The sequence below is a fragment of the Lysobacter korlensis genome (assembly GCF_042434515.1).
This window is the reverse complement of sequence record NZ_JBHLTG010000014.1, coordinates 36,547-58,698: the sequence shown is the minus strand read 5'-3', so window position 1 is coordinate 58,698 and position 22,152 is coordinate 36,547. Positions and strand designations below refer to the sequence as shown.

The window sequence follows — 22,152 nt, the reverse complement described above, 5'->3', positions numbered from 1 at the left end:
GCCACCTGTGGAGGAGAGGAGAGGTCAGCGCAGGGGCGCGGTGTCCTGCGGATCGGCGCCGGGTGCCTCGAGCACGTCCACGATGATGAGGCTCACGTTGTCGCGGCCTCCCGCGGCGAGCGCCGCATCCATCAGGGCCGCGACGGTGTCCTCCGGCGACATGCCCGCAGCCAGGTGCAGCCGCAGCCGCTCGCGGCCGACTTCCTTGGTGAGGCCATCGGAGCAGAGCAGAAGCCGCATGCCCGGAACCGCGGCGAGCATCCAGTAGTCCGGATGCGGCGACGCATTGAATCCGACGGCGCGGGTGATGACGTTGCTGTCCGGGTGGAACTCCGCGTCGTCGGGGTGGATGATTCCCGAGTCGACGAGTTCCTGCACGACGGAGTGGTCGACGGTGATCTGCGACAGCTCGCCGCCGTAGAAGCGGTAAACCCGACTGTCGCCGATGTTGAACACCGCGAAGGATGCCACCTCGTTCAGCATCACGAGTGCGGCGCCGGTCACCGTGGTGCCGACTCCAAGGGCGTTGTCATCGGCCACCCGGTCGATGTCGGCGGTCGCTGCCTCGAGGGCTTCGATCAGCCGGCCGAGCTCGGCGAATTCGCCCTCGCGCGCCTCCGACAGCCGGTTCACCACGGCGGCGCTCGCGAGGTCTCCGGCGGCGTGGCCTCCCATGCCGTCCGCGACGGCGAAGATCGGGGAGTCGGCGAGCACGCTGTCCTCGTTCGCGGACCGGCGGTGTCCCGTATCGGTCGACGAAGCCCACGACAGCACCAACTGGCCGCCGGAGCTGCCAGGGATGCGCACGATATGGCGCGACGCGTCGCGGCCGAGTCGAGTCAAAATGCTCCCTTTCCGACAGCCGAGCCTAGCCGAGCGCGCTGGGTCTGATGACCTCGATCACTATTCCCTCGCCGATCTCCAGGCGCGTTCCCGGCGGAGCGACCACCGACTCGCCTTGTCGAAGCCTTCGCGGCGGGAAGCCGGGAAGAAACACCACCGTGCCATTCGTCGACATCAGGTCCGCCGCCACCGCTGTCGATCCAACGCGGCGGAGGCCGAGATGGCTCGACGAGATCACCCCGGTCGGGCTGTCCACCCGCAGCAGCCGCACCGGCGTTCCGCGGTCGAGGCGCGGCGGCCGCGGGTTCCGGCCGATGTGCACGTCCTCGTCGAGCAGCACTTGCGCCGCGCCGTTCGAGACGCGGAAGCGCAGCGCCTCGGTGGGATGCGGCTCGTCCTCCTCGTCGTCGTCCGCCTCGTCAGAGCCGGCGATCGCCGGCGCGGTGGGGTCGCGAACGACGGTGTGCTCATCGTCGGGGTCGAAGAACGCCGCATCGTCGGGCACGGGCGAATCGAGCGCGACCGACATCGCGTCAGGACGAAGAATCGTGTCCTGCTGATCCGGCTCCGTCAACGCCCGCTCCCCCGTTTCCGGGGCTGGCGCGCCCCGGCGCCAACGCTAGCGGGAGCCCGGCTACTCGCCGATGTACGACATGACGTGCTTGATGCGCGTGTAGTCGTCGAAGCCGTACGCGGAGAGATCCTTGCCGTAGCCGGAGTGCTTGAACCCGCCATGCGGCATCTCGGCGACCAGCGGGATGTGGGTGTTGATCCACACGCAGCCGAAATCGAGGTGCTTCGCGAAGCGCATCGCGCGGCCGTGGTCCCGGGTCCAGACGCTCGAGGACAGCCCGTAGACGACGCCGTTCGCCTGGGCGAGCGCGTCCGACTCCTCACGGAACGACTGCACCGTCACCACCGGGCCGAACACCTCGTTCTGGATGATGTCGTCCGTCTGCTCGAGGCGCGTCACGACGGTCGGCTCGTAGAAGTATCCCCGGTCGCCCTGCCGCTTGCCGCCGATCTCGATGTTGGCCCGGTCGGGCAGCGCGTCCACCATCCCGCTCACACGGGTCAGCTGAGTCTCGCTGTTCACCGGTCCGTAAAAGGTCTTCTCGTCGTGCGGGTCACCCGTGAGCACATTGGCGCGCACGTACTTCACCATCTCCGCGACGAACTCGTCGTGGACGCTCTCGTGCACCAGCACCCGGGTGGCGGCCGTGCAGTCCTGACCGGCGTTGAAGTAGCCGGCGATCGCGATGCCCTCGACGGCGCGCTGGATGTCGGCGTCGTCGAACACGATCACAGGGGCCTTGCCGCCGAGCTCCAGGTGCACCCGCTTGAGGTCGGATGCGGCAGCGCGGGCGACCTCCATGCCGGCGCGCACCGAACCGGTGATCGACACCATCTGCGGGATGCTGTGCTCGATCATCCGCGCGCCGGTCGTCTTGTCGCCGGTGATCACGTTGAGCACTCCCGGCGGCAGGAACCCCGCGGCGATCTCGGCGAGCAGCAAGGTGCTCGACGGGGTCGTGTCGCTCGGCTTCAGCACCGTCGTGTTGCCCGCGGCGACCGCGGGCGCGAACTTCCACACCGCCATGTTGAGCGGGTAGTTCCAGGGCGTCACCTGCCCGATGACCCCGATCGGCTCACGCCGGATGACCGAGGTGTGGTCCTTCATGTACTCGGCGGCCGCCTTGCCGTCGAGGTTGCGGGCGGCACCGGCGAAGAACCGGATCTGGTCGACCGAGACGAGGATCTCGTCGTCGATGAGGGAGGCGCGCGGCTTACCGGTGTCTCTGGACTCGAGGTCGGCGAACTCGTCGGCGCGCTTCTCCATCTCGTCGGCGATCCGGAAGAGGGCGAGCTGACGTTCCGACGGCGTGGAGTCGCCCCACACCTCGAACGCGGCCGCCGCTGCCGTGTAGGCGGCGTCGACATCCTCGGACCCGGAGACCGGCGAAGTGGCGTACACCTCCTCCGTCGCGGGGTCGACCACGTCGAAGTGGCGCTCGGCGCGCGCCGGCACGTACTCGCCGTTGATGAAGTTCTTCAGCTCCTGGGTGGACGTCGCAGTCATGCATCCAGACTACCTACGCCCAGACATCCCGCCACTATCGTTTTCCGCATCTCTGGGCGTGGATTGGTGCGGAATCGCTTGTCGGGAGCGCTCCGCGCTGACAGAATCGGAGGATGAACGCCGCCCCGACGAATTCGAGCCCACGCTCGCCGGGGTCCCGTCCGCAGCAGCTCGACGCCGTTTCGAAGGCGATCATCGAGCAGCTCCAGGAGGACGGCCGCCGCTCCTACGCGGAGATCGGCAAGGCGGTCGGACTGAGCGAGGCCGCCGTCCGCCAGCGGGTGCAGAAGCTCACCGAGGCCGGCGTCATGCAGGTCGTGGCGGTCACCGACCCCATGCAGCTCGGCTTCTACCGTCAGGCCATGATCGGCCTCAAGGTCACCGGCGACACCACCGCCGTGGCAGAGGAGCTCGGCCGGATCCCGAGCGTCGACTACGTCGTGCTCACGGCCGGGAGCTTCGACGTGCTCGCCGAGGTCGTCTGCGAGAACGACGACGACCTCATCGAGCTGCTCAACAAGCGCATTCGCGCCATCGAGGGCGTGCTCTCGACCGAGACGTTCGTCTACCTGCGGCTCCACAAGCAGTTCTACAACTGGGGAACACGATGACAACAACGGAACAGTCGGTGACCGATTTTTCGAGCGACGCGCGTGATGCGGCGTTGCAGCAGAAGGCGAGGGATCATCTCTGGATGCATTTCGCTCGTCAGTCGGTGATGGAGGATGGGCACGGTGTGCCGATCATCACGCGGGGTGAGGGTCACCACATTTGGGATTCGCATGGCCGCCGGTATATCGATGGGTTGAGCGGGTTGTTCGTGGTGAACGCGGGCCATGGCAGGAAGCGGCTTGCGGAGGTCGCGGCGAGGCAGGCGGAGGAGTTGGCGTTCTTTCCGCTCTGGTCGTATGCGCATCCGTCGGCGATCGAGCTCGCCGACCGGCTCGCCGATGGCGCGCCGGGGGATCTGAACCGGGTGTTCTTCTCCACCGGCGGTGGTGAGGCGGTGGAGACCGCGTGGAAGCTGGCGAAGTATTACTGGAAGCTGCAGGGCAAGCCCACCAAGCACAAGGTGATCTCGCGGGCGGTGGCGTATCACGGCACTCCGCAGGGGGCGCTGGCGATCACGGGGATCCCGGCGATGAAGGAGATGTTCGAGCCGCTGGTGCCGGGCGGGTTCCGGGTGCCGAACACGAACTTCTACCGCGCACCCGAGCATGGCGAGGACCTGGAGGCGTTCGGGCTGTGGGCGGCGAACCGGATCGAGGAGGCGATCCTGTTCGAGGGCCCGGACACGGTCGCTGCGGTGTTCCTCGAGCCGGTGCAGAACTCCGGGGGATGCTTTCCGCCGCCGCCGGGGTATTTCGCGCGGGTGCGGGAGATCTGCGACCAGTACGACGTGCTGCTGGTCAGCGACGAGGTGATCTGCGCGTTCGGCCGGATCGGGCACATGTTCGCCTGCGACGAGTACGGGTATGTGCCGGACATGATCACCTGCGCGAAGGGGATGACCAGCGGCTACTCCCCGATCGGGGCGACGATCGTCTCGGACCGCATCTATGAGCCGTTCAAGCACGGGCAGACCTCGTTCTACCACGGCTACACCTTCGGCGGGCACCCGGTCTCCGCAGCGGTGGCGCTGGCGAACCTGGACATCTTCGAGGAGGAGCAGCTCAACGAGCGGGTCCGGAAGAACTCGCCGCTGTTCCGCGCCACCCTCGAGCAGCTGCTCGACCTGCCCATCGTCGGCGACGTCCGCGGCGACGGCTACTTCTTCGGCATCGAGCTCGTGAAAGACAAGACCACCAAGGAGACCTTCAACGACGACGAGTCCGAGCGGCTGCTGCGCGGGTTCCTCTCCAAAGCCCTGTTCGACGCCGGCCTCTACTGTCGAGCCGACGACCGCGGCGACCCCGTCGTCCAACTCGCCCCACCACTGACCTGCGGACCAACCGAATTCACCGAGATCGAGCAGATCCTCCGCGGGGTGCTCACCGAAGCGTGGACACACCTCTGAGCAGCCCGCACGCCGCCACCCGGGATGCGGACCGCGCGCCGGCCGCCCCCTACCGGCAGCTGAGCCTCTGGCACGACACCGTGCCGGACGACTTGACCCCGCGCGCCCCGCTCGACGGGAAGACCGCGGTCGACGTCGCGATTCTCGGCGGCGGCCTCACCGGGTTGTGGACGGCCCACTATCTGCTCGAACGCTCCCCCGGCGCACGCATCCTCATCCTGGAGCGCGACATCGCCGGGTTCGGCGCCTCCGGACGCAACGGCGGCTGGTGCAGCGCGCTCTTCCCGAAGTCGACCGCGGCGCTCGCCCGCATGCACGGCCTGGAGCAGGCGCTGGCGATGCGTCGCGCGACGATCGCCACCGTCGACGAGGTCGGGCGGGTCAGCGGAGAGCTCGGCATCGACTGCGACTTCGTGAAGGGCGGCACCCTCGCCTTCGCGCGGTCGCAGGCGCAGCTCACGGCCGCGAGGGCCGACGTCGCAGAGGCCGAGCGGTACGGGGTCGACCCGCTGGAGCTGCATGACGCAGGCTCCGGCCGCCGGCGGCCTCGACGTGTCGAGGAGCTGCCGGAGCTGCACAGATTCGAGCGTCTGAGCGACCGTTCCCACGTCTTCGACCCGAACTGCGCCCGACTGCATCCGGCCAAGCTCGTGCGTGGACTCGCCCGCTCCCTCGAGGAGCGGGGCGTGCGGATCGCGGAGCAGACGGAGGTGCTCGACTGGCGGCCCGGCGCGGTGCGCACCACCCGCGGCATCGTGCGCGCGGAATCCGTCGTGGTGGCGACGGAGGGGTACGGCGCCGCGCTTCCGAAGACGCGTCGGACGGTGCTGCCGCTGTACTCGCTGATGATCGCCACCGAGCCGCTGCCTGCGGAGGTCTGGGACGAGATCGGCATCGAGCACGGGCAGACGTTCACCGACTACCGGCACCTCCTCATCTACGGTCAGCGGACCGCAGACGACCGGATCGCCTTCGGTGGCCGCGGGGCGAGGTACCACTGGGGCAGCGACATCCGTGCCGATTACGACCGCGTGGACCGTGTGTTCCGCCGGCTGTGGAACACACTGGTCGACCTCTTCCCCCCGGTCGCGGATGCGGCGATCACGCACCGGTGGGGCGGCCCGCTCGGCATCCCGCGGGACTGGCACGCGTCGGTCGCCTTCGACCCGGCCACACGCATCGGCCGGGCGGGCGGATACGTCGGCGACGGCCTCAGCACCACGAACCTCGCCGGCCGCACCCTCGCCGATCTGCTCAGCGGCACGGAGAGCGACCTCACGCGCCTCCCCTGGGTGAACCACGCGTCACCACGCTGGGAGCCCGAGCCGCTGCGCTTCATCGGAGCGAACGCCGGACTCGTCGGCATGGCCGCGGCGGATGTCGAGGAGCGGATCACCCGCCGGCCCTCCGTCGCGGCGCGGCTGATCGGGCCGCTCGTCGGCAAGTAGCCGCAGCGGAGCCCCGGGTGCAGCCCGGAGACTGGACGGCGCGACACCCGCGTCCTGTCTGGACGACACCGCCGCACAGGTAGTATCGGCACCGGGCTATTCCGCCCGCAGCGAGAAACAGGGATGCGGGTGAGCGTTCAGAACACGGCGGCGGGCGTCGAGCCCGCCGATGCAGACGACCCGGCAGAGCGCCGGCGCTCCGCGATCGTGCTCGCCGGGCTGCTCATCCTCTCGTTCGCCGTGGTGCTCTTCGGCAACATCATCACGCAGCCGGCCGTCGAGGGCTGGTACGCCACCGCCCGCAAGTCCCCGCTGGTGCTGCCGTTCTGGGCGGCCAGCTCATTCTGGACGATCGTGCACATCCTCACGTCGGTGGCGGCGTGGCTGGTCTGGCGCGAGCGCCACCGGCGCCGCGTCACCGGCGCCCTGTCGCTCTACTTCACCCAACTCGTCCTCAACGCGCTGTGGCGCCCGGTGCTGCTCTCGCTCACCGTGCGGCTCGGGGAGACGGCGATCTGGCTCGCCGCGGTCATCATGTCGCTGCTCATCGTCACGGTGATCACCATGATCCGCGAGTTCTGGCACATCAACCGGGGCGCGGCGCTGATGCTGCTGCCCTACTTGGCGTGGTGCGTATACGCCCTGTCGAACAACATCTTCCTCGGCGTCCTGAACGAGGTCGTTGCCGGCTAGAGCCCCGGAGCGTCCTCCGAGAACAGTTCGTCCAGCTCTGCCAGGTCGTCGGCGCCCGGGCTCCATGAGCCGCCCGCCTCGGCGTTGGTGCTCACCTGCTCCGGTGTCGTCGCCCCGGCGATCACGCTCGGCACCTGCGGGCGGCTGAGCAGCCAGCCGAACGTGGCGGCGAGCATCGGGATGCCGCGCTTCCGGCAGAACGACTCGTAGGCGTCGAGCACATCCCAAGGCGCGCTCTCGAGCAGCTGGCGCCGCTGCCGCATGATGCGGGAGTCGTCCGGGCCGCCCTCCCGGGTGAACTTCCCGGTGAGCAGGCCGTTGTAGAGCGGGAAGTACGGCAGCAGGCCGATCTGGTACCGCTCGATCGCCGGCAGGAGCTCTCGTTCGACGCCATGGCGCCGCAGCATGCTGTACTCGTTCTGCGCCGAGATGAACCGCTCGGTGCCGCGCGCACGCGCGGTGAACTCCGCCTCAGCCACCTGCCATGCGGTGAAGTTGGAGTTGCCGAGATAGCGGATCTTGCCCTCCTTCACCAGCTCGTCGAGCGCCTCGAGGGTCTCGTCGATCGGGGTGACCGCGTCCGGCGTGTGCAGCTGGTAGAGGTCGATCCAGTCGGTGCGCAGTCGCCGCAACGACCCTTCGACGGCGAGGCGGATGTGGCGTCGGGAGCCTCCGGCACCCCACGACGAGAGCGGCGAGGGGATGTCCGCGTGCCCGAACTTCGTCGCGACCACGACCTGGTCGCGCTTGCCCTCGAGTGCATGACCGAGCATCGTCTCGCTCAGCCCGTACTCCTTGCCGTAGACATCCGCCGTGTCGAAGAACGTGATGCCGGCGTCCAGAGCGGCCGAGACGACCGCTTGCGAGCCCTCTCTCGACTCGGTGGCGGTGCCGGAGCGGCCCAGGTTGTTGCAGCCGAGGCCGACGGCGGAGACTCTGAGGCCGGATCGGCCGACGGTGCGGAATTCCATGGTCCTATCCTCCACTGCCCGCCTGGGCGGGTTGGAATCCCCCGCGTCCGATACCCGCCAGTCGACGTCGGCGCCGCGGGCTACAGTCGAGGCATGCTCGCTCCGGCACCCACCGCCCAGTCCCTCCGTCGCATGGACAGCCCCATCGGACGGATCCTCGTCACCGGCGACGGCAGCGCCGTCACCTCCCTCGTCATCGAGCGCCAGGGGGTCCTCCCCCTGGACGACCAGACGGAGCGCGGCGACGACGTGCTCGACACTGCGGTGACGCAGCTCACGGAGTATTTCGAGGGCGGCCGCCGCTCGTTCGACGTGCCCGTCGTCGCCCGCGGCACCGAGTTCCAGCGAGCCGTCTGGCAGTATCTCGGCACGCTGCCGTTCGGTGCAGTGGCGTCCTACGGCGAGATCGGCCGGACCACCGGACGACCCACCGCAGGCCGGGCGGTCGGCGGCGCCGTCGGGGCGAATCCCGTTCCGATTCTGGTTCCGTGCCACCGGGTGCTCGCCTCCAACCGCCGGATCACCGGCTACAGCGGCGGCAACGGCATCCCGACCAAGGTGTGGCTGCTCGACCACGAGGGGATCGAGCACCGCGTATGACGGCGGTCCGGATTTGACCGCGGCACAGGGCCCCGACGGCCGCCTTCGCTGCGCCTGGGCCAACGCCGACGATGAGTACCGCCGGTACCACGACGAGGAGTGGGGCGTTCCGCTGCACGGCGACCGCCCGCTGTTCGAGAAGCTGAGCCTCGAGGGATTTCAGGCGGGGCTGTCGTGGATCACGATCCTCCGCAGGCGGCCGGCGTTCCGGGAGGTGTTCGAAGGCTTCGAGCTCGACCGGGTCGCCGCGTTCGCGGAAGACGACGTGGAGCGGCTGATGCAGGAGACCCGCATCATCCGCAACCGGGCCAAGATCGAGTCGACCATCGCCAACGCGCGCGTGGTCCGCGACCTGGTGGCCGAGCGGCCCGGTGCGCTCGACGAGCTGATCTGGTCGCACGCGCCCGCCCAGCACCGCCGGCCGGAGTCGATGGCCGACATCCCCGCGATCACACCGGAATCGGTGGCGCTGAGCAAGTCGCTCAAGAAGCTGGGCCTCCGCTTCGTCGGGCCCACAACGATGTACGCGCTGATGCAGTCCGCCGGCCTCGTGGACGATCACGTCAGGGGTTGCTGGCGATCGGCCGGTGCCTGAGGAACCCGCCCAGCGGGCGTCTCCGAACTCCTGATAGCGGCGAATCGCACCATCGCGCGGAGAAGTCCACGCACGCGCTCCAGCACTGGAATGATTCGCACATGACCCAGTGGCTCGTACGAGCGGCGGGCGCGATGGCCGTGCCCTTGATCGCGGGTGTTGCTCTGACTGGCTGCTCATCTGCGCCAAGCGTCCTCAGCACGTCGGATGGTGGACTCATCGTTGTCTCCGGACAGCAGGCGGACGCACATCCGGAGGCGCTCGCGAAAGGGCGGTTGGAGTGGGGAACCGGCGAATGCCTGAATGTCACGGTCCCCGACACCGGCGGGATCCTGGTCGTATTCCCTTACGGAACGGTCCTCAGCGCTGATGGTGTCGTCGGCCTTCCGAACGGCACGGTGCTTCGGGTTGGCGACGAGGTCGGCCTGGGCGGCGGCTTCTACTCACCGGAAAGAACGAGCGGCTGGGAGCGAGTCCCGGAAGCCTGCATCACCTCGGAGATCTTCGTTGCCAGCGGAGAGGTGAGCGACTGACGGACTGACGCAGACCGCGTCGCATCGCTACTGCGGCGAACGGCTCCACGCAGGTGGATTCGAGACGCGCCCCAGAGGGCGCTCGTCGACCACCGGCCCTTTCTCAGACGATCAGGTCGAGCGTGCGATCCCCCGAGCGCACGAAGCGGATGCCGGCGCTCGGCGCCCACTCGAGCAGCGATTCGACGCTCCCGTGGCGCACCCCCGCGCGGATCACCGCGCGGGTGAACTCGCCCTTCGCCTTCTTGTTGAAGTGGTTGAGCGCCTTCCGCTGCCCGCCTGCGTCCTCGGTGACGACGCGCACCGTGACGGCATCCGGGCGGTCCGGGAGGGGGCCGAGGGCCACGTAGCCTTCGGACCGGAGATCGATCAGCGGCCCCTCCACCTCCGCGAGCGCGGCGGACACCGGACCCTTCCAGTGGGTCTTGAGCGACAGGCCCGGCAGTCGCGAATCGTGTGACAGCCGGTACGCGGGGATCGGGTCGTCGGCTCTCAGCAGCCCGAACAGCGCCGACGCGATCGCGACGGACCCGGCGGCGAAGGACCGCTCGGCGGGGTCCAGACTCTGCGCGTCCAGGCCGTCGTAGAGCACCCCGGTGTACCGCTCGATCGCCGGCAGCACCGGCGACGAGCCGAGGACGCGATTGCGGTCGACCTCGAAGCGCTGCGACGCGCCGAGCTTCAGACCGAGCGTGGCGGCCTGGAGGTTGCGCGACAACCGCCGGAGCGCCGCCAGGGTCGCGCGGCGGGGCGGGGTCAGCGTCGGGAAGGACAGCGCACCGAGGTCGAGCGAGCGCGCGGGGTCTCCCCCGTCGCGCTTGGTCTCAGACGGGGGAAGGAGCAGCAGCACGGGTGCGGCGAACGAACGGGCGACGCAGAACTCAGACGAGTTCTGCGTTGCCCGCCACGATCGTCACGACGTCCTGCGACACCGAGAGGAAGCCGTCCTCGGCGTTCGCGGTGACGGACCCGCCGTCGGGGGTCGTCACCCGCACCTCGCCCTTGGCGAGGATCGCGAGGATCGGCTCGTGCCCGGGCAGGATGCCGATCTCGCCCTCGGTGGTGCGGGCGATGATCTGCCGTGCCGGCCCGGTCCACACCTCGGCGTCCGCCGAGACGACGCTGACGGAGAGCTCCGCCATGATCAGCCGTTCTCCTTCTGGATCTGCGCCCACTTCTCCTCGACGTCGGAGATCGATCCGACGTTGAAGAACGCCTGCTCGGCCACGTGGTCGAAGTCACCGCGCACGATGGCGTCGAACGACTCGACGGTGTCCTTCAGCGGCACCGTGGAGCCCTCGACACCGGTGAACTTCTTCGCCATGTAGGTGTTCTGCGAGAGGAACTGCTGGATCCGCCGCGCACGGGACACGGTGATCTTGTCCTCTTCGGAGAGCTCGTCGACACCGAGGATGGCGATGATCTCCTGCAGCTCCTTGTTCTTCTGCAGGATCGCCTTCACGCTGGTGGCCACGCGGTAGTGGTCGTCGCCCAGGTAGCGGGGGTCCATGATGCGGCTGGTCGACGACAGCGGGTCGACGGCCGGGTAGAGGCCGCGCGACGCGATCTCGCGGCTGAGCTCCGTCGTGGCGTCGAGGTGCGCGAAGGTCGTCGCCGGTGCCGGGTCGGTGTAGTCGTCGGCGGGCACGTAGATGGCCTGCAGCGAGGTGATCGAGTGGCCACGGGTCGAGGTGATGCGCTCCTGCAGGATGCCCATCTCGTCCGCCAGGTTCGGCTGGTAGCCCACGGCGGACGGCATGCGGCCGAGCAGGGTCGACACCTCGGAGCCCGCCTGCGTGAAGCGGAAGATGTTGTCGACGAAGAGCAGCACGTCCTGCTTCTGCACGTCGCGGAAGTACTCCGCCATGGTCAGCGCAGAGAGGGCGACGCGAAGGCGCGTTCCGGGCGGCTCGTCCATCTGGCCGAAGACGAGGGCCGTCTTGTCGAAGACGCCCGCCTCCTCCATCTCGTGGATGAGGTCGTTGCCCTCACGGGTGCGCTCACCGACACCGGCGAACACCGACACACCACCGTGGTCCTGCGCGACGCGCTGGATCATCTCCTGGATGAGGACCGTCTTGCCGACGCCCGCGCCTCCGAAGAGGCCGATCTTGCCGCCGAGCACGTAGGGGGTGAGCAGGTCGATGACCTTGATGCCGGTCTCGAAGAGCTGCGTCTTGGACTCGAGCTGGTCGAACGCCGGCGGCTTGCGGTGGATCGGCCAGCGCTCGGTGATCTCGATGGTCTCACCGGGCTCCGCGTTCAGCACCTCGCCGATCACGTTGAAGACGCGACCCTTGGTGACGTCGCCGACGGGCACGGAGATGGGGTTGCCGGTGTCGCGCACCTCCTGGCCGCGGACCAGGCCGTCCGTCGGCTTCAGGGCGATGGCGCGGACCAGGTCGTCACCGAGGTGCTGCGCCACCTCGAGCGTGATCTCGGTCGAGGTGTCGCCGATCGTGATGGTGGTCTTCAGCGCGTTGTAGATCTCCGGGATCGAGTCGTGCGGGAACTCGATGTCGACCACCGGACCGGTGACGCGGGCGATGCGACCGAGACCTGCGACGGTGTCGGAGATGCGCTCACTGGAGTGCTGCGCGCTGCGCGTGCGCGTGGCCGGCTTTTGGTCTGCGGGGACTGTGGTGCTCATGATGCCCTCTTTCTGTGGCTCGAGTTACTTGGCCGAGGAGAGGGCGTCTGCGCCGCCCACGATCTCGGAAATCTGCTGGGTGATCTCCGCCTGGCGCGCGTTGTTCGCCAGACGGGTGTAGTTGAGGATCAGCTTGTCGGCATTGTCGCTCGCCGACTTCATCGCCTTCTGTGTGGCCGCGTGCTTCGCCGCCGCCGACTGCAGCATCGCGTTGAAGACCCGGCTCTCGATGTAGACGGGAAGAAGCGCGTCGAGCACGGCGCCGACGTCGGGCTCGAACTCGTACAGCGGGAGCACCTGGGTGTCACCAGGCTCCTCGACGCCCTCGACGACCTCCAGCGGCAGCAGTCGCACGACCTCGGGAGTCTGGGTGAGCATGCTGACGAACCGGTTGTAGACGATGTGGATCTCATCCACGCCGCCCTCGGAGGCAGGCTGGATGAACTTCTGCACCAGGGTGTCGCCGATCTCCTTCGCCACGGCGAAGTCCGGGTTGTCGGTGCCGCCGACCCACTGCTGCTCGAAGGCGCGCTTGCGGAAGCCGAAGTAGCCGACGGACTTGCGCCCGACCAGGTAGAAGACGACTTCCTTCCCCTGGTTGTGCAGGAGGGTGGTGAGCTCCTCGGCCTCGCGGAGCACGTTCGAGTTGAAGGCGCCGGCAAGTCCACGGTCGGACGAGAAGATGACCACCGCGGCGCGCTCGATGCGCTCCGGCTCCGTGGTGAGGATGTGGTCGACGTTGGAGTACGTCGCGACGGCCGAGACCGCGCGCGTCACCGCGCGCGAGTACGGGCTCGATGCGGCGACCCGCTGCTGCGCCTTCTGGATGCGCGACGCGGCGATGAGCTCCATCGCGCGGGTGATCTTCTTGGTCGTCTGGGCAGAGCGGATGCGCTGCCGGTAGACCCGAAGTTGGGCGCCCATTTCTCGTTACCTTCCTTATGACGGTCGCTGAGCTTGTCGCTCGTTCTGAGCTTGTCGAAGTGAAGCGAGCCGGTCCCTGAGCCGGTCGACCCTTCGACAAAGCTCAGGGACCGACCGGCTCAGGGCCGGAAGCACTATCGACGGCTCTTGACGATCCGCTCCTGGTTGACGTCCTCGACGGCGGCCGCCTGGAACTCCTCGCGACCGACCGAGGCGAGCGGCTTGTTCTCGCCGGTGCGGAACTCGAGCTTGAACTTGTCGACCGCGCTGTCGAGGGCCGCGACGGTCTCGTCCGAGAGCACGTTCGTGTCGCGCAGCGTGGTGAGCACATCGGTGTTGCGGTGCAGGTAGTCGAGCAGCTCACGCTCGAAGCGCAGCACGTCCTCCACCGGCACCTCATCCAGCTTGCCGTTGGTGCCGGCCCAGATGGAGACGACCTGCTCCTCCACCGGGTACGGCGAGTACTGCGGCTGCTTCAGCAGCTCCGTGAGGCGCGCGCCTCGAGCCAGCTGGCGGCGGCTCGCGGCGTCGAGGTCCGACGCGAACATCGCGAACGCCTCGAGCGAGCGGTACTGGGCGAGTTCGAGCTTCAGCGTTCCGGAGACCTTCTTGATGCTCTTCACCTGTGCGTCACCGCCGACTCGCGACACCGAGATGCCCACGTCGACCGCGGGACGCTGGTTGGCGTTGAACAGGTCGGACTGGAGGAAGATCTGCCCGTCGGTGATCGAGATCACGTTGGTCGGGATGTACGCAGAGACGTCGTTGGCCTTGGTCTCGATCAGGGGCAGGCCCGTCATCGAACCGGCGCCCAGCTCGTCGGAGAGCTTCGCACAGCGCTCAAGCAGGCGGGAGTGCAGGTAGAACACGTCGCCGGGGTACGCCTCGCGGCCCGGCGGGCGGCGCAGCAGCAGCGACACTGCGCGATAGGCCTCGGCCTGCTTCGAGAGGTCGTCGAAGATGATCAGCACGTGCTTGCCCTGGTACATCCAGTGCTGACCGATGGCGGAGCCGGTGTACGGGGCGAGGAACTTGAAGCCGGCAGCGTCGGACGCGGGGGCAGCGACGATGGTGGTGTACTCCATCGCGCCGGCCTCCTCGAGGGCGCCCTTGATGCCGGCGATGGTCGAGCCCTTCTGGCCGATCGCGACGTAGATGCAGCGCACCTGCTTGGTGACGTCGCCGGACTCCCAGTTGGCCTTCTGGTTGATGACGGTGTCGATCGCGATGGCCGTCTTGCCGGTCTGCCGGTCGCCGATGATGAGCTGCCGCTGGCCACGGCCGATCGGGATCATCGCGTCGATGGCCTTGATGCCGGTCTGCATGGGCTCGTGCACGCTCTTGCGGTCCATGACACCGGCGGCCTGGAGCTCCAGCGCGCGGCGCGCCTCCGGCACGATCTCGCCGAGACCGTCGATCGGGTCGCCGAGCGGGTTGACCACGCGGCCGAGGTAGGCGTCGCCGACCGGCACGGAGAGGACCTCGCCGGTGCGGGTGACCTCCATGCCCTCCTCGATGCCGGTGAACTCACCGAGGATGATGACGCCGACCTCGTTCTCGTCGAGGTTCTGCGCGAGGCCCAGGGTGCCGTCCTCGAACCGGATGAGCTCGTTCGCCATCACGCCGGGGAGGCCCTGCACGTGCGCGATGCCGTCACCGGCGTCGAGAACGCGGCCGACCTCGGTGGTCTTGGCGCCGCCCGGCTCGTACGCACGCACGAACTCCTGGAGCGCGCCCCGGATCTCGTCCGGGCTGATGGTGATCTCTGCCATGTCTGTTCCTTCGTGTCGTTCTTGAGCGCCGCCGTCAGCCGGCGAGCTGAAGTCTGAGGTCGTGCAGTCGGGAGGCGATGCTCCCGTCGACGACATCGTCGCCGACCTGGATGCGAAGGCCCCCGACGAGCTCGGGGTCCAGCACCCAGTGGATGCCGACCGGCCGCCCGTACTGGGTGGTGAGCGTCGTCTGCAGGCGCGCGAGCTGATCGGCGGTGATGGGGGCGGCGGACGTGACGGTCGCGATCTGGAGGCCGGACTCGTCCGCGACGGTCTTGGCTGCGCTCCGCACGAGCTCGTTGATCCGGCGGCCCCGCGGCTGCCGCACGAGCTGGCGCGCGATCGCGAGGGTCTCCTCGCTCGCCTTGCCGCTCAGCAGGGTGTTCACCAGGGCCGCCTTGGCGTCTCCGCTCGCGAGCTTGTTGCTGAGCGCGAGCTCGACCTCGGCGTTCTTGCCGACGACCGACCCGAACGCGAACAGCTCGTTCTCGATGGTGCCTCCGGCGGGCGCCGACGCCGCGATGGCGCGGATACCGAGCTCCTCGATCGCAGCGAGCAGGTCATCAGGGCTCGACCAGTCGTTCGAGACCACGGCCGACAGCACGCTGCGCGCCGGGGCCCCGAGGGTGCCGAACACGCGGCCGACGATCGAGCGCTTGTCGTCCGGGTCCACGGCCGTCTCGGTGAGCGCGGTGCGCAGCGCCGGCGTCTCGCCGATCAGCCGACCCGCCGCGAAGAGCTCCTCGCCCACCCGGAGGTTCAGGGACGGCCGGACCGCTTCCAGAGCGGCGCGGGAGGCGGCAAGCGCCTGCCTGGTCGCGGCTCTCATGGACTAGGCCTTCGCCCTTTCTGACGCCTCGAGGTCCACGAGGAACCGGTCGACGACGGCGTTCGCACGCTTGTCGTCCGAGAGGGTCTCACCGATGATGTTCGACGCAAGGCTGAGCGCCAGCGTGCCGACCTCGGCGCGGAGCGACACGAGCGCCGCCTGACGCTCCGCCTCGATCTGCGTCTGAGCGTTCGCGGCGATCCGCGCCGCCTCGGCGTTCGCGGTCTCCTTCGCCTCGGCGAGAATCTTCGCACCGTCGGCACGGGCCTGCTCGCGGATCGCAGCAGCCTCGGAGCGCGCATCGTTGAGCTGGCGGTTGTACTCGTCGAGCGCCGCCTGGGCCTCGGCCTGGGCGTTCTGCGCCTTCGCGATGCCGCCCTCGATGAGCGCGCTGCGCTCGTCGAGGGTCTTCTGGATCCGCGGCAGCACGAACTTCCAGAAGAACACGGCGATGATCGCGAACGCGAGAGCCGACCAGACGATGTCGTAGAGCGGCGGGAAGAGCGGGTTGATCGGCTCTTCCTCCGCATGCTCTGCGGACACCAACAGGAATGCGTTCAGCATCCTGCCTCCTTAGCGAGTCGAGAGCGGATCAGCCGGGGAACGGAATGAACGCGACTGCGATGCCGATGAACGCCAGCGCCTCCGTGAACGCGATGCCGAGGAACATCAGACCGGTCAGACGGCCCTGCAGCTCCGGCTGGCGGGCGACGGACTCGACCGTCTTGCCGACGACGATGCCCACGCCGATGGCCGGGCCGATCGTGGCGATGCCGAAGGCGACAGGGGCGATGTGACCTGTGAGTTCAGCGAGGTTCACGTGTTTTTCCTTCCGTGATGAAGAACGCGGCGGTTGCCGCGTCCGTTTAGTGCTCTTCAGCCAGCGCGAGCTGGATGTAGACCGCGGTGAGCAGGGTGAAGACGTACGCCTGGAGAACGGCGACGAGGATCTCGAAGAGGGTGAAGGCGAAGCCGAACGCGAAGGTGCCGATGGAGAACAGGCCCCACAGGCCGCCTGCGGTGAAGAGGAAGAACTGCGTCGCCGAGAAGCAGAGCACCAGCAGCATGTGCCCGGCGACCATGTTCATCAGAAGTCGGAGGGCCAGCGTGACCGGACGCAGGATGAAGGTCGAGATGAACTCGATCGGGGTGACGACGAAGTAGAGGTACCAGGGCACACCTGAGGGGAACAGCGAGTTCTTGAGGAACGCGCCGGGGTGCTTGCGCAGTCCCGCGTAGATGAACGCGACATACGAGACGATCGCGAGCGTCAGCGGGAGGCCGATCACGCTCGAGGCCGCGATATTGAGGCCGGGGATGATGCCCGTGATGTTCAGGAAGACGATGAAGAAGAACATCGACGTCAGCAGCGGCAGGAACCGCATACCGTCCTTCTCGCCCAGCGTGTCGATCACGATGTTCTTGCGCACGAACCCGAGGCCCAGCTCCATGAGGCTCTGGCCGCGGCCCGGGACGACGCGCAGCTTCCGCGTGCCGAGCCAGAACAGCAGGATCAGCGCCAGCGTCGCCAGAACGCGGATGAGGATGATCCGATTGACCTCGAACGCGGTGCCCTCGAACAGGAACCCGGGCGGGAAGAAGTCGGTCAGCGACGGCCCGTGGAATCCCTCATCAGCGGAGGCGGACGGTGCCAACAGGGCGAGAGCGTTAGCTAGCAGCGCTTTCTCCAGAATCCGGGCGTGCGTGCACGCGGCGAGGAATTACGGGGGCTTCATCCCTAGCCTAGCAAGAGAACACAGGCGCCCCGCACCAGAGCCTCAGGGAGGCGCGGTCAGGCGACGCCGTCCTCCCCCGGCAGCTTCACATCCATCGGCGTGCGCGTTCGCACGAATGCCAGCACATCGACGGCGAGGCTCCCGAGCACGGCGACGACGATGGTGACGAACATCACGAGCGGATTCAGGAAGTCCTGGCCCGCGAGCAGGATCACGATCCCGAGGAACAGCAGCAGCTTCAGCAGCCAGCCGCCCATCACGATCCCGAAGAAGGCGGGGCTGAACAGCTCGCCTTTCGACACCCGGCTCGCGAGCAGGATGGTGGCGGCGGTGAGCCCGAGGAACAGCGCCGTCATCGCGGCGCCGACGAGGGCGCCCAGCAGGCCGGGCACTCCGTCCACCAGGTATCCCAGGACCGAGCCGACGACCGCGATCCCGGCGGCGAGGAGCCCACCGTAGACGAGCGCGCGCTTCAAGAGTGGGGCTGCGGTCATGCTTCCTTTTCCTTCTTCTTCCGGATCCGCTCCAGGGCGTCCAGGTCGGTGGGCATCGGGATCGCCCCCGTGGACGCCGCATCGAGCGGGTCGAACTTGGCGGCCTCGGAGGCCTCCGGGGGCGCGGACTGCGCTGCCGCTTCCGCCGCCTTCCTGCGGGTGAGCGGCAGCAGCGTGACGACGACGCAGATCGCGAGGCCGATGCCGATGAAGACCAGCGCCCACCCCCAATGGACGAAGAGCGGCAGCAGGCAGCCGACCGCCAGCACCGTGGTCCACGCGTAGAAGATCAGGACGGCGTGGAAGTGCGAGTGCCCCATGTCGAGCAGGCGGTGATGCAGGTGCAGGCGGTCCGCGGAGAACGGGCTCTTTCCAGCCCGAAGCCGCCGGAACACCGCGAGGCCGAAGTCCAAAAGCGGCACCACGAGGATCGCGAGCGGCAGGATCACCGGGATGAGCGACGGCAACAGCTCCGACCGGGTGATCTCCTCTGTCGAGATCTGGATCGGGTCGATGCCGCCGGTGACGGAGATCGACGAGGTCGCCATCAGCAGCCCGACGAGCAGCGCACCGGAGTCGCCCATGAACAGCTTCGCCGGGTGCCAGTTGAGCACGAGGAAGCCGACGCAGGCGCCCGCCAGGACCACGGTGAGCAGGCTCGCGATGTTGAAGTACTCGAACCGGTTGGTGAACTGCAGGAGATAGACGTAGATGAAGAACACGCCGTTCGCGATGAGGGCCACGCCCGCGACCAGCCCGTCGAGCCCGTCGATGAAGTTGACGGCGTTCATCACCAGCACCAGCGCGAAGACCGTGAGCACGAGCGACTGCGGCGACGACAGCAGGGTTCGGCCGCCGATGGGGAGGGTGAACAGCTGCACGCCGCCCCAGGCGATCAGCACCGCGGCGAGGATCTGCACCGCCAGCTTGATCGTCCAGTCCAGGTCCCACAGGTCATCCGCGACGCCGACGACCACGATCAGGAACGCCGCCCCGAGCACCGAGAGCACCTTCGTCGGTTCGGAGAACACCAGGGAGAACTCGGCGAACTGCGAGGCCACGGCGAGCGCAGCGGCCACCCCGAAGAACATGGCGATCCCGCCGAGCCGCGGTGTGGGCCTGGTGTGCACGTCGCGGGCGCGGATGGCCGGGTAGAGCCGGTACTTGGTGGACAGCCGCCAGATCAGGAACGAGAGCCCGAAGGTGACGGCCGCCGCGGTCCCGCCCACCAGGGCGTAGAAGACTATTCGCATGCGTCGGCCCCGACCACGTCGAGGATCTCCTCATCGGGGATGACGCCGTAGCGGACGATGCGCAGCTTGCCGCTCCCCCGGGTGAACCGGGTCGCATCGACGATCGTGGACGCCGGATCCCGATCGCCGGGCGTGTAGTCGGCGCCTGCCGGGCCGTCGTCGAGGTAGACCTCGACGGAGTCCCCGAGCATCCGCTGCGCGTCCTCCGCCGTGGTGGCGGGTGGCTGCCCGGTGAGGTTGGCACTCGACACGGCGAGCGGTCCGGTCTCGCTCAGCAGCTCCAGCGCGATCCGGTTCTTCGGCATCCGAAGCGCCACGGTCCCGTTGGTCTCGCCGAGATCCCAGTCGAGGAACGGCCGCGCCGGCACGATGATCGTGAGCCCGCCGGGCCAGAACCGGTCGACGAGCGCCCGCACCTCGTCAGGGACCCGCTCGGCGAGCGCGTCGAGGGTTGCGATGCCGGGGATGAGCACCGGCGGAGGCGCGGTCCTGCCCTTGGCCTCCAGCAGCCGCTTCACGCCGGCCGGGGAGAAGGCGTCCGCCGCGATCCCGTACACCGTGTCGGTCGGGATGACGACGAGCTCCCCGCGTCCGATCGCGGCGCGGGCCAACCGCATCCCGGTCAGGAGCTGTGCGCCGTCCGAGCAGTCGTGGAGGGAGGCCATGTCCTCTCCATCGTACCGGTGAGGCCGGCGCCCCTTCCCGATGCTACGGGCGCACGGCGGTCGTGGCGCGGTCGCGGCCCAGGAGGTCGCGCGACGTCGCCGCGGCACGCCAGCCGTCCGCGGTGAGCAGGTTGCGGATCTCGGCGCCCTGCAGTTCCCCGTGCTCCATCACGAGCGCGCCGCCCGGGTGGAGCAGCCGAAGTGCCGTCCGTGACACCTGCCGAACCACGTCGAGCCCGTCTTCCCCGCCGTAGAGCGCCGCCTCCGGGTCGAACAGGCGCACCTCCGGATCGCGCGGCACCGCGCCGGCCGGGATGTAGGGCGGGTTCGACACCACGACATCGACGCTGCCGTCGAGTTCGTGCAAGGCGTCGACGAGGTCGACGAACACGGCCCGCACGTTGTCGAGCCGGCTCTCCGCGACGTTCCGCTGTGTCCAGACGAATGCCTCCGGCGAGTTCTCCACCGCGAAGACCCGCGAGTTCGCCACCTCCGAGGCGAGCGCCAGTGCCAGCGCCCCGCTCCCCGTGCCGAGGTCGACGGCGATGGGCTCGGCCGCCGGCACCGCGGCGAGCGCGTCGATCGCGATCTGCGCGACGAACTCCGTCTCTGGCCGCGGCACGAACACGCCGGGCCCGACGGCGAGCTCCAGCGACCGGAACGCGGCGCGCCCCGTGATGTGCTGCAGCGGCTCGCGTGCCGCACGCCGCTCGACGAGCGCCCGGATCGCCGCCTCCTGTTCACCCGCCACTTCTGCGCCGGTCAGCGCCTTCGCCTGTACCTGGCCCCGCGACATGCCGAGCACATACCCGATCAGCAGCTCCGCGTCGACCTCTGCGGACGGAACCCCGGCGCGCGACAGCACCTCGATCGCCTCGGCCCGCAGCGCGGAGACGGCCCACTTCGGCGTTTCCGGCCCGCCGCGGCGGGCCGCGTCCGCCGATTCGGCCCGGTTTCGGGGTTCGGGATCGGTCATACCTCGGCGAGGGCCGCGAGCTGGGCTTCCTCGTCGGCGCGGATGCACGACTCGATGACCGGCTCGAGCGCCCCGTTCATCACTGCGTCGAGGTTGTACGACTTGTAACCGGTGCGGTGATCCGCGATCCGGTTCTCGGGGAAGTTGTAGGTGCGGATGCGCTCCGAGCGGTCCATGCCCCGGATCTGGCTCTTCCGCACATCCGAAGCGGCGGCGGCGATCTCCTCCTGCTGGCGGGCGAGCAGGCGCGCGCGGAGGACCCGCATCCCCGCCTCACGGTTCTGCAGCTGGCTCTTCTCGTTCTGCATCGACACGACGATCCCGGTGGGCACGTGGGTGATGCGCACGGCGGAGTCGGTGGTGTTGACCGACTGCCCACCGGGCCCAGACGAGCGGTAGACGTCGATCCGCAGGTCATTCGGGTTGATGTCGACCTCTTCGGGCTCGTCGACCTCGGGGAAGACCAGCACGCCGGTGGTGGATGTGTGAATGCGCCCCTGCGACTCGGTTGCGGGCACGCGCTGCACACGGTGCACGCCGCCCTCGTACTTGAGGTGCGCCCAGACGCCCTGCGCGGGATCGGTGGCGTTCGACTTGATCGCGACCTGCACGTTCTTGTATCCGCCGAGGTCCGACTCGTCGCGCTCGAGGATCTCCGTCTTCCAGCCCTTGGACTCGGCATAGTGCAGGTACATGCGGAGCAGGTCCGCGGCGAAGAGTGCGGATTCCTCACCGCCCTCGCCGCCCTTGATCTCCATGATCACGTCGCGGCCGTCATCCGGGTCGCGCGGGATGAGCAGGCGCCGCAGACGCTCCTGCGTCTCGGCGAGCTGCTCCTCGAGCGACGGCACCTCGGCGGCGAACGCCTCATCCTCACCGGCGAGCTCGCGGGCCGCTGTGAGGTCCTCCTGCGCGGCGTTCCAGGCCGAATGCGCGGCCACGATCTTGCTCAGCTCCGCGTAGCGGCGGTTGATCTTCTTCGCCCTGGCCGCGTCCGCGTGAACGGCGGGATCGGACAGCTGGTGCTGCAGAGCCTCGTGCTCGGCCAGCAGCGCTGCCACTGACTCGAACAC

24 protein-coding genes and 1 pseudogene are annotated in these 22,152 nt (G+C 68.6%); 7 read left to right on the top strand and 18 right to left on the bottom strand.

Going from position 1 to position 22,152, the window contains the following annotated elements:
- Positions 1 to 24: 24 nt before the first annotated feature.
- From ACFFGH_RS32070 to ACFFGH_RS32060, 3 genes are read right to left on the bottom strand one after another with little or no spacing between them, the layout of a single operon-like run.
- Positions 25 to 843: a PP2C family protein-serine/threonine phosphatase gene (locus ACFFGH_RS32070; RefSeq protein WP_386676564.1), complete on the bottom strand. Its 819-nt coding sequence runs from the start codon at positions 841 to 843 to the stop codon at positions 25 to 27.
- Positions 844 to 868: 25 nt separating this feature from the next.
- Positions 869 to 1,417, bottom strand: coding sequence for an FHA domain-containing protein (locus tag ACFFGH_RS32065; RefSeq protein WP_386676562.1), 549 nt, complete (start codon positions 1,415 to 1,417; stop codon positions 869 to 871).
- A gap of 60 nt (positions 1,418 to 1,477) precedes the next feature.
- The gene (locus ACFFGH_RS32060) at positions 1,478 to 2,923 is read right to left on the bottom strand and encodes a gamma-aminobutyraldehyde dehydrogenase (RefSeq protein ID WP_386676561.1); all 1,446 of its coding nucleotides are present in this window, start codon (positions 2,921 to 2,923) and stop codon (positions 1,478 to 1,480) included.
- A gap of 113 nt (positions 2,924 to 3,036) precedes the next feature.
- On the opposite strand from ACFFGH_RS32060, the gene ACFFGH_RS32055 reads away from it, so the two are divergent.
- From ACFFGH_RS32055 to ACFFGH_RS32040, 4 genes are all read left to right on the top strand, one after another.
- On the top strand, positions 3,037 to 3,534 hold the full coding sequence (locus ACFFGH_RS32055; protein WP_386676559.1) for an Lrp/AsnC family transcriptional regulator: 498 nt from the start codon (positions 3,037 to 3,039) through the stop codon (positions 3,532 to 3,534).
- A 17-nt stretch (positions 3,535 to 3,551) separates the two neighbouring features.
- Positions 3,552 to 4,940, top strand: a complete 1,389-nt coding sequence (locus tag ACFFGH_RS32050) for an aspartate aminotransferase family protein (protein WP_386676557.1) — start codon at positions 3,552 to 3,554, stop codon at positions 4,938 to 4,940.
- Positions 4,925 to 6,388, top strand: coding sequence for an NAD(P)/FAD-dependent oxidoreductase (locus tag ACFFGH_RS32045; RefSeq protein ID WP_386676555.1), 1,464 nt, complete (start codon positions 4,925 to 4,927; stop codon positions 6,386 to 6,388). The genes ACFFGH_RS32050 and ACFFGH_RS32045 overlap by 16 nt, the downstream gene beginning before the upstream one ends.
- A 129-nt stretch (positions 6,389 to 6,517) precedes the next feature.
- Positions 6,518 to 7,081 (top strand): TspO/MBR family protein, encoded by a 564-nt coding sequence (locus ACFFGH_RS32040; RefSeq protein WP_386676553.1) that lies wholly within the window; start codon positions 6,518 to 6,520, stop codon positions 7,079 to 7,081.
- Here the strand turns inward: ACFFGH_RS32040 and ACFFGH_RS32035 are convergent.
- Positions 7,078 to 8,052: an aldo/keto reductase gene (locus ACFFGH_RS32035; RefSeq protein WP_386676551.1), complete on the bottom strand. Its 975-nt coding sequence runs from the start codon at positions 8,050 to 8,052 to the stop codon at positions 7,078 to 7,080. The genes ACFFGH_RS32040 and ACFFGH_RS32035 overlap by 4 nt on opposite strands.
- 93 nt (positions 8,053 to 8,145) lie before the next feature.
- Here ACFFGH_RS32035 and ACFFGH_RS32030 point away from each other — a divergent pair, with 93 nt between their 5' ends.
- The 3 genes from ACFFGH_RS32030 (at position 8,146) to ACFFGH_RS32020 (ending at position 9,780) form a co-directional block, all read left to right on the top strand.
- On the top strand, positions 8,146 to 8,652 hold the full coding sequence (locus ACFFGH_RS32030; RefSeq protein ID WP_386676549.1) for a methylated-DNA--[protein]-cysteine S-methyltransferase: 507 nt from the start codon (positions 8,146 to 8,148) through the stop codon (positions 8,650 to 8,652).
- A gap of 13 nt (positions 8,653 to 8,665) precedes the next feature.
- The gene (locus tag ACFFGH_RS32025) at positions 8,666 to 9,247 is read left to right on the top strand and encodes a DNA-3-methyladenine glycosylase I (protein WP_386676547.1); all 582 of its coding nucleotides are present in this window, start codon (positions 8,666 to 8,668) and stop codon (positions 9,245 to 9,247) included.
- A 101-nt stretch (positions 9,248 to 9,348) separates the two neighbouring features.
- A complete protein-coding gene (locus ACFFGH_RS32020; RefSeq protein WP_386676546.1) occupies positions 9,349 to 9,780 on the top strand; it encodes a YgdI/YgdR family lipoprotein in 432 nt (143 codons plus the stop codon).
- Positions 9,781 to 9,883: 103 nt separating this feature from the next.
- Here ACFFGH_RS32020 and ACFFGH_RS32015 read toward each other — a convergent pair whose 3' ends face one another.
- From ACFFGH_RS32015 to prfA, 14 genes and pseudogenes are all read right to left on the bottom strand, one after another.
- Complete coding sequence (locus ACFFGH_RS32015; RefSeq protein WP_386676544.1) at positions 9,884 to 10,630, bottom strand: YaaA family protein; 747 nt, start codon at positions 10,628 to 10,630, stop codon at positions 9,884 to 9,886.
- Positions 10,631 to 10,661: 31 nt separating this feature from the next.
- Positions 10,662 to 10,922 carry a F0F1 ATP synthase subunit epsilon gene (locus tag ACFFGH_RS32010; RefSeq protein WP_386676542.1) on the bottom strand — a complete coding sequence of 87 codons (261 nt, stop codon included), beginning with the start codon at positions 10,920 to 10,922 and terminating at the stop codon, positions 10,662 to 10,664.
- A 2-nt stretch (positions 10,923 to 10,924) separates the two neighbouring features.
- Positions 10,925 to 12,430: a F0F1 ATP synthase subunit beta gene (atpD, locus tag ACFFGH_RS32005; protein ID WP_446686186.1), complete on the bottom strand. Its 1,506-nt coding sequence runs from the start codon at positions 12,428 to 12,430 to the stop codon at positions 10,925 to 10,927.
- Between the two features lie 24 nt (positions 12,431 to 12,454).
- Complete coding sequence (locus ACFFGH_RS32000) at positions 12,455 to 13,354, bottom strand: F0F1 ATP synthase subunit gamma (protein WP_386676540.1); 900 nt, start codon at positions 13,352 to 13,354, stop codon at positions 12,455 to 12,457.
- 248 nt (positions 13,355 to 13,602) lie between these two features.
- Positions 13,603 to 15,126 (bottom strand): annotated as a pseudogene (atpA, locus tag ACFFGH_RS31995) (F0F1 ATP synthase subunit alpha); the annotation flags it as partial.
- A 34-nt stretch (positions 15,127 to 15,160) separates the two neighbouring features.
- Complete coding sequence (locus ACFFGH_RS31990) at positions 15,161 to 15,955, bottom strand: F0F1 ATP synthase subunit delta (RefSeq protein WP_386676537.1); 795 nt, start codon at positions 15,953 to 15,955, stop codon at positions 15,161 to 15,163.
- Between the two features lie 3 nt (positions 15,956 to 15,958).
- A complete protein-coding gene (locus ACFFGH_RS31985; RefSeq protein WP_386676535.1) occupies positions 15,959 to 16,519 on the bottom strand; it encodes a F0F1 ATP synthase subunit B in 561 nt (186 codons plus the stop codon).
- Between the two features lie 28 nt (positions 16,520 to 16,547).
- On the bottom strand, positions 16,548 to 16,775 hold the full coding sequence (gene atpE / locus ACFFGH_RS31980; RefSeq protein WP_386676533.1) for an ATP synthase F0 subunit C: 228 nt from the start codon (positions 16,773 to 16,775) through the stop codon (positions 16,548 to 16,550).
- 46 nt (positions 16,776 to 16,821) lie between these two features.
- Positions 16,822 to 17,610: a F0F1 ATP synthase subunit A gene (atpB, locus tag ACFFGH_RS31975; RefSeq protein WP_386676531.1), complete on the bottom strand. Its 789-nt coding sequence runs from the start codon at positions 17,608 to 17,610 to the stop codon at positions 16,822 to 16,824.
- Between the two features lie 137 nt (positions 17,611 to 17,747).
- On the bottom strand, positions 17,748 to 18,185 hold the full coding sequence (locus tag ACFFGH_RS31970; protein ID WP_386676529.1) for a Cg1360 family ATP-synthase-associated protein: 438 nt from the start codon (positions 18,183 to 18,185) through the stop codon (positions 17,748 to 17,750).
- Complete coding sequence (locus tag ACFFGH_RS31965; protein WP_386676527.1) at positions 18,182 to 19,438, bottom strand: MraY family glycosyltransferase; 1,257 nt, start codon at positions 19,436 to 19,438, stop codon at positions 18,182 to 18,184. Before ACFFGH_RS31965 ends, ACFFGH_RS31970 begins: the two co-directional genes overlap by 4 nt.
- A complete protein-coding gene (locus ACFFGH_RS31960) occupies positions 19,429 to 20,103 on the bottom strand; it encodes an L-threonylcarbamoyladenylate synthase (RefSeq protein WP_386676525.1) in 675 nt (224 codons plus the stop codon). The genes ACFFGH_RS31965 and ACFFGH_RS31960 overlap by 10 nt, the downstream gene beginning before the upstream one ends.
- Before the next feature lie 43 nt (positions 20,104 to 20,146).
- A complete protein-coding gene (gene prmC / locus ACFFGH_RS31955) occupies positions 20,147 to 21,079 on the bottom strand; it encodes a peptide chain release factor N(5)-glutamine methyltransferase (protein ID WP_386676523.1) in 933 nt (310 codons plus the stop codon).
- The gene (gene prfA / locus ACFFGH_RS31950; RefSeq protein WP_386676521.1) at positions 21,076 to 22,152 is read right to left on the bottom strand and encodes a peptide chain release factor 1; all 1,077 of its coding nucleotides are present in this window, start codon (positions 22,150 to 22,152) and stop codon (positions 21,076 to 21,078) included. The genes prmC and prfA overlap by 4 nt, the downstream gene beginning before the upstream one ends.